Source organism: Roseovarius bejariae (genome assembly GCF_009669325.1).
In the GTDB taxonomy this organism is placed as follows: Bacteria; Pseudomonadota; Alphaproteobacteria; order Rhodobacterales; family Rhodobacteraceae; genus Roseovarius; species Roseovarius bejariae.
The window spans coordinates 2,478,269-2,492,055 of sequence record NZ_SZWE01000001.1 but is presented as its reverse complement, the minus strand read 5'-3'; the positions used below and the strand labels follow the sequence as shown (position 1 = coordinate 2,492,055).

The following is a 13,787-nucleotide window of genomic DNA, read 5'->3' as shown; positions in this document are numbered from 1 at the left end:
CTTGTTTCCGAAAGACGTCGCATAGATTTAATTCAGGCGCGGCGTGCAGCCTCCAGATGCGGCCAAACAGGTTGATCCGGGACATGCAGGCGCATCACATCGCCCACCCGCAAAGGCCCCTCACGCTCGACCCAGGCCGTCACCCCGCGCCGCCCCTGCGCGGCGGCTTTGAACGCTTTGCCAAAGCCCGGCACGTCCTCTTCAATGACCTTGGCGGGCAAATGGCAGGGCCGGTTCTCCATATCCACGACAAGCGTCGTTCCCGACTCGGTCTGCAATCGCGAGGCGGGCGGCACATGGGTGAAATCCGGAATTCCCTCCAACACCAATGAGGCCCCGACCCAAGCCGGCTCCACCCGGTCAACACCCATCTCTTGGGCAATCGCGTCCAGTTCCTCGGACGAAAGGACCGAGAATTGGCGCACATTACGAATATCCGTGCCCTTGGGATACTGGGCCACAACCCGGCTGCACGATGGGCGCGTCAGCCCGGCGTGATCCTCGCCCTCGACACCGGCATAGGTGGCCATGACATCCTGCAAGGGGCTGGCCCGCAGCGTGGAGTCGCGGTTCTCGACCCGGCCAAGCCACGTGATTCTCGCGGTAAATCCGGTAGGTATGAGTGCTGGCATTGCGGGCCCCTGTCCATTTCATAGAAAACACCCTCATCGCAGCGCGGCGAGGGGTCAAATGACAAAATGTGATCCAGTGTATCAGGCGCCTAAACGGTCAGCGTAAAGAACATCCGCCGGAACGGAAAAAGGACAGAGCCATCGGCGCGCACAGGATATGCCGTGTGCATCACGTCCTCATAGCGGCGGATGATCTCGGCCTTCTCGTCCGGCTCCAAGGCCTCAAGAATAGGCCGCGCATAAGTGCTTTCGGTAAAGCGCCGTACCGGATGGCTGCCCGCCTCGGCCATCAGGCGCTGAAAATACTCGGTTTCCCACAGGCGGAACTGCCCCAGCGGCGACAAAAGCTCATCATATTTCACCGGGGCCATGACACCCGGCGTGCCCATCTTTTCGACCCGTCCGGGGAATAGCTCTTCGGCAAGACTCAGCCACACACGATGCGAGGGTGCTTTGTTCTGATGCGGCATCTGCACCGCCAACGTGCCACCCTTGCCCAGCATCCGTGCCAATTTCGGCATCAGCTTTTCGTGCTCGCCCACCCAATGCAACACGGCATTGGACACGATCAGGCCAGGCGCGCGGCGCGGGTGCCAATCGCGGATATCGGCCTGTTGCAGGCTATCGTATTCCGCAACCCCACGCGCCTTTTCCAGCATCGCGGGCGACGCATCGACACCGACCAGATCACGCCCACCGGCACGCGCCTTCAATGCGGCGCCCAAAGCCCCGTTGCCACAGCCCAGATCGACAACATCCCCTGCCCCCATCTGGCCCACAGCGTTCAGCAGGTCCAGACCGGGGCGCAGGCGCAAATCCCCGAACCTGGCATAGGCCCGGGGATTCCAATCGGCGGTCTTCACTTGGCGGCTCATGTGCGTCAGGTCGATGGCTCGGGCTCGGGCCCGCCATCCCCAAGACCGGACGACGGCTTGGGCTTGGTTTTCGGGATTGCCGTGACAGACGGCTTGTCTTCTTTCTCGGGCGCACTGCCATCATCGTCGGATTCCGGCGGCTCGCCCTTGATGACGCGGTCGATTTCTTCTCCGGTCAGGGTCTCGTATTCCAAAAGCCCCTGCGCCAGACGCTCCCACTCCTCGCTGCGCTCGGTCAGGATCTTGAAGGCGCGTGCATAGGCTTCGTCGATCAGGCGCTTGACCTCTTCCTCGATCAACTCTTTGGTATGGGCCGAGATCGAGAACCCGCCGGCACCATTACCCATATAGCCCTCGTGCGCCTGCTCGTAATCAACATTACCGACACGCTCCGACATACCCCAACGAAGGACCATGGCGCGCGCCAATCCGCTGGCCTGCTGAATATCACCGGCCGGGCCGTTGCTGACATTCTCTTCGCCATACTTGATGATCTCGGCCGCTTTACCGGCCATGGTCATGGCAAGCTTCTGCTCACACTCCGCCTTGTGCCAGTTCAGGCGGTCGATCTCCGGCAGGCTGACCACCATGCCCAATGCTCCACCGCGCGGAATGATCGTTGCTTTATAAACCGGGTCGCACTGCGGCAGTTCCAGACCGACGATGGCATGGCCGGCCTCGTGATAGGCGGTCTTTTCCTTCTGGTCATCGGTCAGGACCATCGACCGGCGCTCGGCGCCCATCATGACCTTGTCCTTGGCGTTCTCGAAATCCTCCATGGTCACGAACCGCCGCCCCACGCGCGCCGCCATAAGCGCCGCCTCGTTCACAAGGTTGGCCAGATCCGCGCCCGAGAACCCGGGCGTCCCGCGTGCAATGATGCGCAGGTCCACATCGGGGCCAAGCGGCGTCTTGCGGGCATGTACGCCCAGGATTTGCTCGCGCCCCTTGATATCGGGGTTGGGAACGGTGACCTGACGGTCGAAACGGCCCGGACGAAGCAACGCGGGGTCCAACACGTCCTTACGGTTGGTGGCCGCGATAATGATCACACCTTCATTGGCCTCGAATCCGTCCATCTCGACCAAGAGCTGGTTGAGGGTTTGCTCGCGCTCATCATTGCCACCACCATAGCCCGCGCCACGATGGCGGCCTACGGCGTCGATCTCGTCGATGAAGACGATACAAGGCGCGTTCTTTTTGGCCTGCTCGAACATATCGCGGACCCGGCTGGCGCCGACACCCACGAACATTTCCACAAAGTCGGAACCAGAAATGGTGAAGAACGGCACACCGGCCTCACCGGCAATCGCCCGCGCAAGAAGGGTCTTACCCGTCCCCGGAGGTCCGACAAGCAACGCACCCTTGGGAATTTTCCCGCCCAGGCGGCTGAATTTTTGCGGATTGCGCAAGAATTCGACGATCTCTTCCAGTTCTTCCTTGGCCTCGTCAATGCCCGCCACATCATCAAAGGTCACGCGGCCATGTTTCTCGGTCAGCATCTTGGCCTTGGATTTGCCAAACCCCATAGCGCCGCCTTTGCCACCGCCCTGCATCCGGTTCATGAAGTAGATCCAGACACCGATCAAAAGCAGGAAAGGCAGCAGCGAAATCAGGAATGTCTGGAATCCCGACTGCTCCTGCGGCTCGGCATCCACCGGAATTCCTTGATCGATCAAGGTTTGGGTGATTTCGGCATCCTCGGGCTTGACGGTCACATATTCTTGCCCATCGGCCCCGCGGAACCTGACGTTTTCCCCATCGAGGGTCACCTTGCTGACATCGCCGCCTTCTACGGCTGTCACGAATTCAGAATAGGGAATCGACTTGCTCTGAAGCGTATTGCCCGATCCGCTGAACAGGTTGAACAGCGTCAAAATGACCAGGAAAAGCATCAGCCAGAAAGCGATTGTTCTTGCGTTGCCCAAGGAAACTCTCCTCAAAGTTCGAATGGCGAGGGCCTATCACAGGCCGTGCCTTTCTTAAATAGAGATCACAGCAACATCTTCAATGCGATAAAAACGCGGCAAAGAAATCCTCTTCGGGGCGCAGGTTCTCGGCACGCCACCCATTATTTAACCCGGCCAGAGGTGCAGCGATCAATTCCGCCCCCCGCCAGACGGCTGGGGAGGCATACAAACTGCGCAATGGCAAACCCGTTTCGCGCCATGCCGGGCACTGCAAAACGCCGTCTGTGCCCAAAGCACCTATCCGCATATCCTCCTGCCATGGTCCCTCAAGCCGCCAGCGGTCATCCCAGGCACAAGGGGCCTGAATCTCCAAACCTTCCACGGCCTTGAATTCCCTTGAAACGCGCACCTCCTGCGTATTGACCGAGACATGGCAGCCATGCAGTGTCATATCAGTCCCCCCGCGCAAGGATTCCATAAGCAATTCCAATGTTTTACCCCGGGGGCCATACTGCGCACCACTCACCCATTTCAACGCCTCCAAAAGCACGCGACGGCAAATTTCATCGGGCAGGATCCGAAATTTCCGAAGATCAATCACGACATCTGCCGCTTGCACATGGGCCAAGTCACGCGCCGCTATGAAAGCATACCAATTGAGCGTATTGCGTGCTTCGGCCAGATGCACTGCCGTTCGGGCCAATCCCGGCGCAGTGATCCCGAGAGGTTCAAGCACGGCCAGCGCCTCGCGCGCCTTGACGCGGTCGTAATCGGTGTTGGCATTACTTGGGTCCTCAATCCAGGACATCCCTCGACTGCGCAAAATATCGCGCAAGTCCTCGCGCCGCACCCCAAGGGCGGGCCGACAAAAGACCGTGCCGTTATGCCGCTTTCGCTCGGCCATGGCCGAAAGGCCATCCAGCCCCGATTCCCGCGCCAGCCGCATCAGGAAGGTTTCCGCCTGATCGTCTGCCGTGTGCGCCACGGCAACCTGATCAATGCCCCGGCTCTTGGCCCAGTCCGACATCAGGTCATACCGCGCCTCGCGGGCTCGATGCTGAAGGTTGCCCTCGCCGGTCCAGCCCCCCCACGTCAGGGTATCGTGCGTCACCCCAAGTTCGGCGCAGTGCCGCGCCACCTCCTGCGCCTCACTGGCCGCTTCAGCACGCAACCCATGATCAACCGTCACAGCATGAATCGTCGGGCCGCCCTCGGCCGCCCATTGCGCCAGTACAACCAGCAACCCAAGCGAGTCACTTCCACCAGAAACGGCCACTCCCAAGGCAATCGGCGGGGCGGGCAGGAAGAAGCCCGTGATACGATCGCAAATCAACGAAGTATCGGGCGTCACTGACATCCCAGGTTGCGCATCGATGATTGCGCCTCGAGAACCGCATCGGACTCCGGGAACCGGGTTTCCACCTCGGCCAGTGTCACGCAACCTTCCTCGGTCTTACCCAATCGGCCAAGCGACCGGCCCAGACGGAACAAGGCTTGCGGGGCCACGGCCCCGTTCGGGTCAGCGCTGAAAAGATCAAGATAGACGCGTGCCGCTTGAGTCAACTGCCCGGCCCCTTCAAGGGATTCCCCCTGCAACAGGCCGGCTTTCCCGGTCAGGGGCCCGCCGGGATAGGTGCTGCGGAAGGCCGCGAACTTCTCGGCTGCCGCTTCATAACTCCCGGCGTCCATGGCCGCCTTGGCGGCGTCGAAATCCGACTGTTCGGCCACGGCCATCTGCAGCTGATCGCCGTCACCCGTATTCGCATCGGGCAAGGGGGCGGCCCCATCGCCGCCCGTTGCGGTGTCGATCCCGCCCAAGGTGGTGCTTTCGCCGAGACTGCCGATGTCGCAATCCTCTTCCAGCTCGCACAGGCGGAACTCCAGATCGCCGACCCGGTTCGCGCCATCCTCGGCCACGCGATTCACGCGGAACTCCAACTCCTCGGTTTTCGAGGTCAGACGCTGCAACTCGCCCTCGATGGCATTCACCCGGTTCAACAGGCTCCCACCTGACGACAACCCACCGGCCCCGCCGGTGGTGTTCAACTCACGTTTGAGCTTCTGGATTTCCACGTAGAGCACCGACAACTCCTGCCTGATATCGGCAAGCGTTTCGGTGCGCTCCTGCGCCGCGACAAACCCGGGCAGGGCCACGAGTACACAAAACCCGAAAATACGAATGAACCGCTGCATGGCCGCCTCCCCGATCACGTCATCAGCTTGTTGGAACAACCGAAATCACGGTTACGGCCCGGCGGTTCTTGGCATAGCAGGCTTCGCTGCTGCAAATCTCAATCGGGCGTTCCTTGCCATAGCTCACGACCTTGAGGCGCGAGGGCGCAACGCCCTTGCTCACAAGGTATTCCTGAACCGAATTGGCCCGACGCGCACCAAGCGCAAGGTTGTACTCGCGCGTGCCCTGCTCGTCGGCATGACCTTCGATGGTTGCGGTGTAATCGGCATTGCTCATCAGCCATTGCGCCTGACCGTCCAGCGTACTCATCGCCGAGGGGCTCAGCGTGGATTGATCCACGGCGAACAAGACCCGGTCGCCAATCGCCTGCTGGAAGTACAGCGGCGACTTGGGGTCTTGCGCACTCCCCGGAGCGAAACCGCCCGTGCCATTCAGGTCAACGGTATTGGTATCGTCGAACCGGTCCGCATTGGTACAGGCGGCCAAGGCCAAACCTGCACAAAGAAGTGTCACTTTGCCAAGATATGTCATGTCGTTTCGCCCCATTTGCTTGTCTGTCGTTTGCTCAATCTCGTTCTACCACAGGCCGCGTGCCTTGGAAACGCGCGGAAAACCATACTCAATCCTGCAACGGAGACCACGCCGGGTCACTCGCACCAGTGTTCGTCGGCACCTGCCGCGGATTACGGCCCGTGATGTCCACCGTGTATAGGCTCGCACGGCCCTGTGCGCCCTGCGTCTCACGGGTGAACATGATCACCCGGCCATTCGGCGACCATGTCGGGCCTTCGTCAAGGAAAGATGCGGTCAAAAGCCGTTCTTCGCTGCCATCTGTGCGCATCACCCCGATATGGAAACGCCCCTTGGACTGCTTGGTGAAAGCGATCAAATCCCCGCGCGGCGACCAGACCGGAGTGCCATAGCGCCCCTGCCCGAAACTGATCCGCTGTGCCTCCCCGCCATTTGCGGGCATCACGTATATCTGCGGCACCCCCGAACGATCCGATTCAAAGACAATCTTGCTGCCATCGGGGCTGAAACTCGGCGCCGTCTCGATCGAGGGGGCCGAGGTCAGGCGCGTATTTGCCCCGGTGGTCAGATCCATCCGATACAAATCGGTATTGCCACCGCGCGTCAGCGAATACACCACCGTCTGCCCATCCGGGCCAAAGCGCGGCGCGAAGCTCATCGTGCCGTCCTGACTTTCCAGAACACGACGCTGTACGCTACCCACGTCCAACAGGTAAATCCGCGGAAATCCACTTTCATAGCTGGTATAAAGCACCCTATCGCCATTCGGTGAGAACCGCGGCGCCAGCACGATTGACGAACTGTTGGTCAGGTATTTCACGTTCGCCCCGTCATAATCCATGATCGCCAGCCGCTTCTGCCGTTTGTCCTTGGGCCCGGTTTCGGACACAAAGACCACCCGGCTGTCAAAATAAGGTGCCTCGCCAGTAATCCGGCTGTACACCTGATCGGCCACCTTATGCGCAATCCGGCGCCAGCCCGCCTGCGTCCCGACCAGTTGCAGGCCATCGCCCAACTCCTGACCGGCGAAAACATCGAACAGGCGGAAGCGCACGACAACCTTGCCGCCATCGTCCACCGACACCGCCCCGGTGATCAGGGCCTGCGCATTGATCGCCTTCCAGTCGGCAAACTGTACCGGGCTGGAAAAACTGGTGATCTTGCTAATAAACGCCTCGGGTTGAATCTCCCGGAACAATCCGGTGCCCGCCAGGTCCGCCGCGATCACTTCCGCGATCTTGCGGCCCATTTCGGCGCCCGCCGCATCACTGGCGACAAAATCCGGCGCGGCAAAGGGCATCGGCTCGATCACCCCTTCGGTGATCTCAATCCGCAATGGCCCGTCTTGCGCCACCACCGGGGCGGCCCATAAAACACATGCCACAAGGAGGGTCAGTACATACCGCATCATTTGATCCTCATTCTCTCCGGATTGAATGTCATTTCAATGTCGCGCCAATGGTCGTATTTTTCGACCGGCAAATCGAAACCGCCCGCACCACAGCGGATAATCGCCCGGCGCGCCGCCTCGAACGCTTGTTTCGCTGCCGCCCCGCTGCCTCCCGATGCGCTCAGCATCTGGATCGAACTGATCACCGGCTTGGCCTCTTCCGTCATCTCGACGCCGACAACCACCGTGGTCCGCAGCGCCTCGGAACTCAAGGACCCCACGTTCCAGCAATTTTGCACCGCGATGCGCAGCGCGTCCTTTTCGCCTGCTGTCAGGGGCGGACCTTGCGGGGCGTCGTTGCTGCTTGTTCCGGTCTGGCCCAGCGCCTCGGCCAGCGCATCGTTCACCGCGCTGTTGTCGGTCTCGGGGGCCTCGGACTCGGCGGTTTCCGTAGGGTCGGGGCGCGACGGCCTGCTGCGCGGCCGGACCGACTGCGCCGGGGCCGCATTCGTCACATCATTTTCTTCCGCCTCGGTGACAATCTCGGTCGTGGCTTCCTCGGGCGATGTGGCCTCGGACTCCTCCTCGGCCACGTCGGCAGGCTCGTCGCTGGGGGCCACCTCTTGGCGCTCCACATCGTCGATTTGCACATCCGGCTCGGGCTCGGCCACCGGCTCAGGGGCCACCCGCGGCGCAGGGCGCACCTGCGGACGCGGAGAGATTTCGGGGATCATGAGGGCCGTATCCTCCTGCGGCGGCTGCATGACCGGGGGCTCATCGCTCACATCGGCTTGAGGTACCGGCGCGGGCTCCACCGGCTCGGGCACATCGTCGGGTGGCGGTGTCTCGGCCACCTCCGGCTCACTGCGTTCTGGCGGGGTGTCGGCCTCGCTGGTCAACGCCGGGGCCTCGCCTTCCTGCGGCGGCTCAGGTGTGTCCACGTTGGCCACCGCCTCGGGCACGTTTTCGCCCTGCGTCAGCGCCGCGAATTCCTCGGACGAAATCGCCGTCACTTCCGTCACCTCGAAGGGCAGCGGCTCGGATTGAAACGCGCCGCCGAACAAGGCAAAGGCGATCAGGCCCAGATGGCCCGCCCCGGATATGACCTGTCCGGTGTTCACCCGTTTCCCCTAACCGCCCTGCTCATCAAGGCTGGGTCCGCCGGTATCGGTCACCAAGCCGATATTCCCGAAACCACCCCGGTTGAGCGCGCCCATCACCTGCATCACATCCGAATAGGGCACCGCCCCATCGGCCCGCAGGTAGACCCGCGTGCTGTCGCGCTCCGTCGCGATCGCCCGCAGCTTGGTCACCAATTCCTCGCGCGCCACTTCGCTCGTCTGGATCATAACCACACCTTCGGCCGTCACCGTCACGGTCAGGGGTTCTTCCTCCTCGCCAGGCAGGGCATTGGCCGCGGTCTCGGGCAACTCCACGGGTACACCCACCGTCATCAGCGGCGCAGCGACCATGAAAATGATCAAGAGGACCAGCATCACGTCAACGAAAGGCGTGACGTTGATCTCGGCCATGGGGCGTGACCGCCCCCGCCCGCGCCGCCGGCGCCCGCCGCTGTCGGATTTCTGAACGACTCCGGCTCCCATCGCTCAGCTGTCCAACTGGCGGCTAAGAATGGTCGCGAACTCATCGGCGAAGGCCTCGTAACTGGCCACGATCCGGTCACTGTCCGCACTCAGCTTGTTGTAGAAAATCACCGCCGGAATGGCCGCCAACAGGCCAAGGCCGGTAGCCAGAAGCGCCTCGGCGATCCCCGGCGCCACGACGGCCAGATTGGTGTTCTGCTGTTCTGCGATCTCGATAAAGGCATTCATGATGCCCCAGACCGTCCCGAACAGCCCCACGAAAGGCGCCGTCGACCCGACCGTCGCCAGAACCGACAGCCCGCTTTGCAGGTTCTCGGCCTCCTTGGCGATGGCCACATCCATGCTCCGGTCGATCCGCGCCGTCGCCCCGGCAATCAGCCCGCCGTCGTTTCGGTGTGACCGCCGCCATTCCATCATGCCCGCCGCGAAAACTCGTTCCGATTGCCCGTCCGGGTCCGGCCCGATTTCTTCGAACAACTCGTCCAAAGGCTCCCCCGACCAGAAGCGCCGGTCGAACACCTCGGCCTCGGCCCGTGCCTTGCGATAGATGATGATCTTCTGGATGATGATCGACCACGCCCAGAACGAGGCGATGATCAGCATCAGCATGACGAGTTTCACGATAAGGGTTGCGCGTGCAAATAGCGCCCACATGGAGAAATCTATCTCCTGCGCTATTGCGAGGGTTTCTGCTTCCATAAGCCTGCTCTTTTTCCGCCTCTGGCCGTGTTTTCCAGCCTTATTGAGGCCGAAGCTAACGGAATTTAAAGGGGAAAGCCAACATGAACCGCATCACGCGGCACAAATCGGCGTGATTAATGCAGGATCAGGCGAATATTTGCCGGTAGGCGCGCAGGCGTGCCGCCCTCGCCAATGCAGACAATCGTCACCACGGCCGAGAACAAGACCTCCTCGCTGCGCACCACCTGCTGCTCCATGACCAGTCGCGCACCGGTCACCGCCTGCGTGGTGGTCCGCACCTCCAGCTCATCATCGAATTTCGCGGGGCTCAGATAATCCGCCTCGACCCGCCGCACAGCGAACACCACGCCATCCTCCTCGCGCATCCCGTTCTGGTCGATGCCCATCTCGCGCACCCATGCACTGCGCGCCCGCTCGATGTATTTCAGGTAGTTGGCGTAATAGACGATACCGGCCATATCGGTATCTTCGTAATAAACGCGGATCGGGAAACGATGGGTCATGCGCGCACCCTATGGCGCGCCACACCGACTGGCAAGCTATCCCAGATCATAGTGCGCCAGTTCCTCATACCATGCGCCGTCCTGCGACAGATGCGAACGGTAAAGCCCAAAACGTGCCACCTCGAAAAGCTCCAGCCGAAACGCCCCATGCGTTTCAAGAAAAGCCCCGAGACGATCCAGCTCATGCTGCAGCATCCGCCGGTGAAATCGCGCCAACGTCACATGCGGGCGAAACCGTTTGCGCGGCAATTCCACCCCCACCTCGCGCACCGCCGAATTAACCTTGTCACGCAAGGCCGTCAGCCCCGCGTTCGGCTCGACGCCAGCAAAGACCAATCGCGGCTGGTCCGCTCCGAACACATCCACCCCGCGCATATCCATGGTCACGGCTGCGGCTTCGATCTCGCTCAAGGCACCATGCACTTCCTCGACCAGCCCCGGCTCCAGATCGCCCAGAAAGGCCAGCGTCAGATGCAGGTTCTCACGCGTGACAACCCGCCCCACCGATAGATCGCCCTGAAGCCGCTCGACGATGTCGGCCACCTCCTCGGGCAGGGGGATCGCCACGAAGGCCCGCATTACTTCACTTGCTCCCAAAACAGTTCCAAGTGGCGCGAGACAATCTCGTCATATCGTCCGTTCTCCCGCAGCGCCGCCAACCCGGCGTTAATCCGGTAAAGATGCGTCGTCCCCCGCCAATGCGTCTTCGAGATTATCACATGCAGGCTCTCACGCGATAACGCTCGCTCCAACGGAATAACCCGCCCACGCAATCCCATGGCCACGATTTTCGACGCTCCTAGGAAGACATTGACCGTCACCGCATCCACCTTGTCGGCCATCAACTGCTCGAAACAGTCCTCGGGGCTGTCCGGTTGCACAAGGGTGATCTTGCCCTCCGACAGCCACCGACGATCCGCCCGATCCAGATCATGGGTGAAATATCCCGCCGGGCGACACAGGCGTTTGCCGATCACATCGGCATCGCTTTCATAGGCGAACTCGCTGCCCTCCCGCTTGAACAGCATGATGGGCAATTCCATTAGCGGCTCCGAGAAATGGAACTTCTTGCAGCGTTCATTGTCGGGCGTGGCCGTGCAATCGGGCTTTACCCACGGAAACCCCATGTCATAGGTTTTCTGATCCAACAGCGGGAACAAATGACTTGACCAATCGTCTTCCCACGCCACGGCATAGGGCAATGGCGAGGGGCTTGCCTCCAGCGCGGCAGTGACCAGTTCAGTCGCCAAACCTTTCCCCGGCCAGTTGCGATCGGAAAAAGGCAGATAGTTGCCAGCCGTCAAAAGCGTCAGTTCCGCCCCCACCTCGCGGGGCGGCATCTGTGCGGGCGCAGCTTCACTGGCGGGGCACGGAATATACACGTCCGATCCCGGGACGGCAGTTTGCCCCTCCAGAACCACTTGGTTGGCGTAATAAACCAGCGCCCATTGCTGCGATGTGCCGTAATGTGTTTCGGCAATCGAAAACAGCGTATCGCCCGGCTGCACCTTGTAAGTCACATCACACAATGCCTGCGCACCCACTGGCAGGGCGATCAACATTGCCCAAGCCATCACCAATCGGAGTATGCCTATTCCACGCATGGCCTAAAACTCCTCCCAGACTCGGGCCATATGCTCATCCACGATACGCTGATACGTTCCATTGGCCCTGATTTTCGCCAACCCGGCGTCAAAAACATCCAGCAAGGATTTTCCTGCGGGATGCGCCCTGTGCGCGACCATATGAAGTGTATCAATCGAAATCGGCTGCCCCTGCACAGGCGCAATACGATCTTCAAGGCCCAAGGCCTTTATCGTTTGATGGCCAAGGAATTCGTTAAGAACCACCCCATCAACCTGACCCTCTATCAGCAAGCGAAAACAGGCCTCGGGCGAGGCCGCGATCTTGAGGGAAATCACATTGTCGCGCAGCCAATTTCGCCCATCCTGTTCAAAAATATAAGTCGATAACCCCTTGGGCCGACATAGGGTCTTGCCTTGCATGTCGGCCTCGCTCTCAAAGGTCAGGGGGCGGGTATTGTCGACAAACAGAAGCTCAAGAACCTCGAACAGGGGTGACGAGAACATCAGGGTCTCGCAACGCTTCCTGTCTGGCTCCGCCTCGCAATCGGGCCGTGACCATGGAAACCCCATATCCAAAAGCACATTCGACAACAGCGGCTCGTGGTGCGAGGCCCTGTCGTTGACCCAATGAATGGCAAACCCCTGCTCGGGGTCGGCTGCCTCCATCGCCGCCTGCACCACTTCGGCCAACAGACCACCCCCCGGCAGCGCCTGATCGGCAAAGGGCCAGAAATCTCCGGCAGTCAGAATATCAATCCGCACAGCGGGATTACCACGTGCTGGCGCAACTGCCCCGGACACAGCCACATTAGCCCCGCCCGACAGCCCCTTTGGCAGTCCGTTCACGCAGCGCAAGCGTAACCGCATCCCCGCCCGGAGATTGTCGGGGGTTTCCCCCAACATCTCAAGATTATCCCCATGAATCCGGGCCCACAACTCGGCATCGCCATATTGCGCCTCGGCAATCTGGGACAGGGTCTCGCCCGGCTGTACCGTATAGGTCCCGCCACAGGTCTCGGCCCGCACCTGTCCAAAGCCGCCCACGCAGACCGCAACCAAACAAACAAGTAAAATCGTCCGCATCACACACCCCAAGCTTGCGCAGGAATAAGGCCCATCTTGCGGTTTCGGTCAAGCCATTAGGCAGATTTGGGGCCCGCGCCCCTACTGTGGCCGCAACCGCGCCGCCAGACGCAGGGCATGGCTGGCATCTTCCGCGACGGCAGGCATCACAGGATCGTAAGCCGCCCGGATCACCTCGGCGATGTCAGGACGCAGGATCACGGTATCCTGGTCCGGCACGCTGGCCAGCGGCGACCGATCCTGAAATGCCGTATCGGACCACAACAAGATCGTCTGTGCCATCTGGCTCAGCGCCAGTGTCTCGGCCGGCACCTTGCTTAGTCCCTCGTCCATCCGCAAGAACACAAAGGCCGCCTTGATCGCGCCCGCCTCATCGAACCGGAATACCCTATATTGATTGGCATCCGCCGCGATCAGCCTGTCCACCAATGGGCCCAGATCCGGCACCAGCCGGTCAAGGTCGGGCACCTCGCGCAACTCCTCCCACTCGCGGAAGAAAAAGAACATCAGGTTCACGCCCAGTTCCGGATCGGTCTCGGCCATCTGGTGACCGGCCAGAACGGCCATGGCCTCCACCGCACCCTTCACGATCTCGAGCGTCGCATCGTCCACGCCAAAGACAATCGGCGCGATGGGCCGTCCCCAGCGCGCAAAAAGATAACTCCCGTCGGCGCGGGTAAACAGTGCCTCGATCTGCTCGGGTGTGCTCACAGGGTCCATGCCGCCCCTCATAGCAGAGGCACCCGATCAAAAGCCAGTCCCATACGCTTGCACAAG

Annotated in this window: 15 protein-coding genes; all 15 read right to left on the bottom strand. The window is 61.1% G+C overall.

What is annotated here, in order from left to right:
- Nucleotides 1-32: 32 nt before the first annotated feature.
- The 15 genes from FDP25_RS11955 to FDP25_RS11885 all read right to left on the bottom strand — a co-directional run bounded on the left by FDP25_RS11955 (nt 33) and on the right by FDP25_RS11885 (nt 13,730).
- Nucleotides 33-632, bottom strand: a complete 600-nt coding sequence (locus FDP25_RS11955; RefSeq protein WP_154152003.1) for an MOSC domain-containing protein — start codon at nt 630-632, stop codon at nt 33-35.
- A gap of 89 nt (nt 633-721) precedes the next feature.
- On the bottom strand, nt 722-1,402 hold the full coding sequence (locus FDP25_RS11950) for a methyltransferase domain-containing protein (RefSeq protein WP_246175919.1): 681 nt from the start codon (nt 1,400-1,402) through the stop codon (nt 722-724).
- Between the two features lie 110 nt (nt 1,403-1,512).
- Nucleotides 1,513-3,435, bottom strand: coding sequence for an ATP-dependent zinc metalloprotease FtsH (gene ftsH / locus FDP25_RS11945; RefSeq protein WP_154151999.1), 1,923 nt, complete (start codon nt 3,433-3,435; stop codon nt 1,513-1,515).
- Nucleotides 3,436-3,514: 79 nt separating this feature from the next.
- The gene (gene tilS / locus FDP25_RS11940; RefSeq protein ID WP_154151997.1) at nt 3,515-4,774 is read right to left on the bottom strand and encodes a tRNA lysidine(34) synthetase TilS; all 1,260 of its coding nucleotides are present in this window, start codon (nt 4,772-4,774) and stop codon (nt 3,515-3,517) included.
- The gene (gene ybgF, locus FDP25_RS11935; protein ID WP_154151995.1) at nt 4,765-5,610 is read right to left on the bottom strand and encodes a tol-pal system protein YbgF; all 846 of its coding nucleotides are present in this window, start codon (nt 5,608-5,610) and stop codon (nt 4,765-4,767) included. The genes tilS and ybgF overlap by 10 nt, the downstream gene beginning before the upstream one ends.
- Nucleotides 5,611-5,632: 22 nt before the next feature.
- Complete coding sequence (gene pal, locus FDP25_RS11930; RefSeq protein WP_154151993.1) at nt 5,633-6,142, bottom strand: peptidoglycan-associated lipoprotein Pal; 510 nt, start codon at nt 6,140-6,142, stop codon at nt 5,633-5,635.
- An 88-nt stretch (nt 6,143-6,230) separates the two neighbouring features.
- Nucleotides 6,231-7,553 carry a Tol-Pal system beta propeller repeat protein TolB gene (tolB, locus tag FDP25_RS11925; RefSeq protein WP_154151991.1) on the bottom strand — a complete coding sequence of 441 codons (1,323 nt, stop codon included), beginning with the start codon at nt 7,551-7,553 and terminating at the stop codon, nt 6,231-6,233.
- Entirely contained in the window at nt 7,550-8,653 is a 1,104-nt protein-coding gene (locus FDP25_RS11920) for an energy transducer TonB (RefSeq protein ID WP_343032036.1), read from the bottom strand. Before FDP25_RS11920 ends, tolB begins: the two co-directional genes overlap by 4 nt.
- 9 nt (nt 8,654-8,662) lie before the next feature.
- Complete coding sequence (gene tolR, locus FDP25_RS11915) at nt 8,663-9,136, bottom strand: protein TolR (protein ID WP_154151989.1); 474 nt, start codon at nt 9,134-9,136, stop codon at nt 8,663-8,665.
- A gap of 3 nt (nt 9,137-9,139) precedes the next feature.
- Complete coding sequence (gene tolQ / locus FDP25_RS11910; RefSeq protein WP_154151987.1) at nt 9,140-9,835, bottom strand: protein TolQ; 696 nt, start codon at nt 9,833-9,835, stop codon at nt 9,140-9,142.
- Nucleotides 9,836-9,951: 116 nt separating this feature from the next.
- The gene (gene ybgC, locus FDP25_RS11905; protein WP_154151985.1) at nt 9,952-10,341 is read right to left on the bottom strand and encodes a tol-pal system-associated acyl-CoA thioesterase; all 390 of its coding nucleotides are present in this window, start codon (nt 10,339-10,341) and stop codon (nt 9,952-9,954) included.
- A gap of 36 nt (nt 10,342-10,377) precedes the next feature.
- Nucleotides 10,378-10,920, bottom strand: coding sequence for an RNA 2',3'-cyclic phosphodiesterase (gene thpR, locus FDP25_RS11900; protein WP_154151983.1), 543 nt, complete (start codon nt 10,918-10,920; stop codon nt 10,378-10,380).
- Entirely contained in the window at nt 10,920-11,945 is a 1,026-nt protein-coding gene (locus FDP25_RS11895) for a transporter substrate-binding domain-containing protein (protein WP_154151981.1), read from the bottom strand. Before FDP25_RS11895 ends, thpR begins: the two co-directional genes overlap by 1 nt.
- A gap of 3 nt (nt 11,946-11,948) precedes the next feature.
- Nucleotides 11,949-13,010: a transporter substrate-binding domain-containing protein gene (locus tag FDP25_RS11890; RefSeq protein WP_154151980.1), complete on the bottom strand. Its 1,062-nt coding sequence runs from the start codon at nt 13,008-13,010 to the stop codon at nt 11,949-11,951.
- Nucleotides 13,011-13,091: 81 nt separating this feature from the next.
- Nucleotides 13,092-13,730: a hypothetical protein gene (locus tag FDP25_RS11885; RefSeq protein WP_154151978.1), complete on the bottom strand. Its 639-nt coding sequence runs from the start codon at nt 13,728-13,730 to the stop codon at nt 13,092-13,094.
- Nucleotides 13,731-13,787 lie beyond the last annotated feature (57 nt).

What these genes read in the sequence shown, in the direction of transcription:
- FDP25_RS11955 (WP_154152003.1), bottom strand. Translation starts at nt 632, where the DNA reads ATGCCAGCACTCATACCTACCGGATTTACCGCGAGAATCACGTGGCTT.
- FDP25_RS11950 (WP_246175919.1), bottom strand. Translation starts at nt 1,402, where the DNA reads ATGGGGGCAGGGGATGTTGTCGATCTGGGCTGTGGCAACGGGGCTTTG.
- tilS (WP_154151997.1), bottom strand. Translation starts at nt 4,774, where the DNA reads ATGTCAGTGACGCCCGATACTTCGTTGATTTGCGATCGTATCACGGGC.
- ybgF (WP_154151995.1), bottom strand. Translation starts at nt 5,610, where the DNA reads ATGCAGCGGTTCATTCGTATTTTCGGGTTTTGTGTACTCGTGGCCCTG.
- pal (WP_154151993.1), bottom strand. Translation starts at nt 6,142, where the DNA reads ATGACATATCTTGGCAAAGTGACACTTCTTTGTGCAGGTTTGGCCTTG.
- tolB (WP_154151991.1), bottom strand. Translation starts at nt 7,553, where the DNA reads ATGATGCGGTATGTACTGACCCTCCTTGTGGCATGTGTTTTATGGGCC.
- tolR (WP_154151989.1), bottom strand. Translation starts at nt 9,136, where the DNA reads ATGGGAGCCGGAGTCGTTCAGAAATCCGACAGCGGCGGGCGCCGGCGG.
- tolQ (WP_154151987.1), bottom strand. Translation starts at nt 9,835, where the DNA reads ATGGAAGCAGAAACCCTCGCAATAGCGCAGGAGATAGATTTCTCCATG.
- ybgC (WP_154151985.1), bottom strand. Translation starts at nt 10,341, where the DNA reads ATGACCCATCGTTTCCCGATCCGCGTTTATTACGAAGATACCGATATG.
- thpR (WP_154151983.1), bottom strand. Translation starts at nt 10,920, where the DNA reads ATGCGGGCCTTCGTGGCGATCCCCCTGCCCGAGGAGGTGGCCGACATC.
- FDP25_RS11895 (WP_154151981.1), bottom strand. Translation starts at nt 11,945, where the DNA reads ATGCGTGGAATAGGCATACTCCGATTGGTGATGGCTTGGGCAATGTTG.
- FDP25_RS11890 (WP_154151980.1), bottom strand. Translation starts at nt 13,010, where the DNA reads ATGCGGACGATTTTACTTGTTTGTTTGGTTGCGGTCTGCGTGGGCGGC.
- FDP25_RS11885 (WP_154151978.1), bottom strand. Translation starts at nt 13,730, where the DNA reads ATGGACCCTGTGAGCACACCCGAGCAGATCGAGGCACTGTTTACCCGC.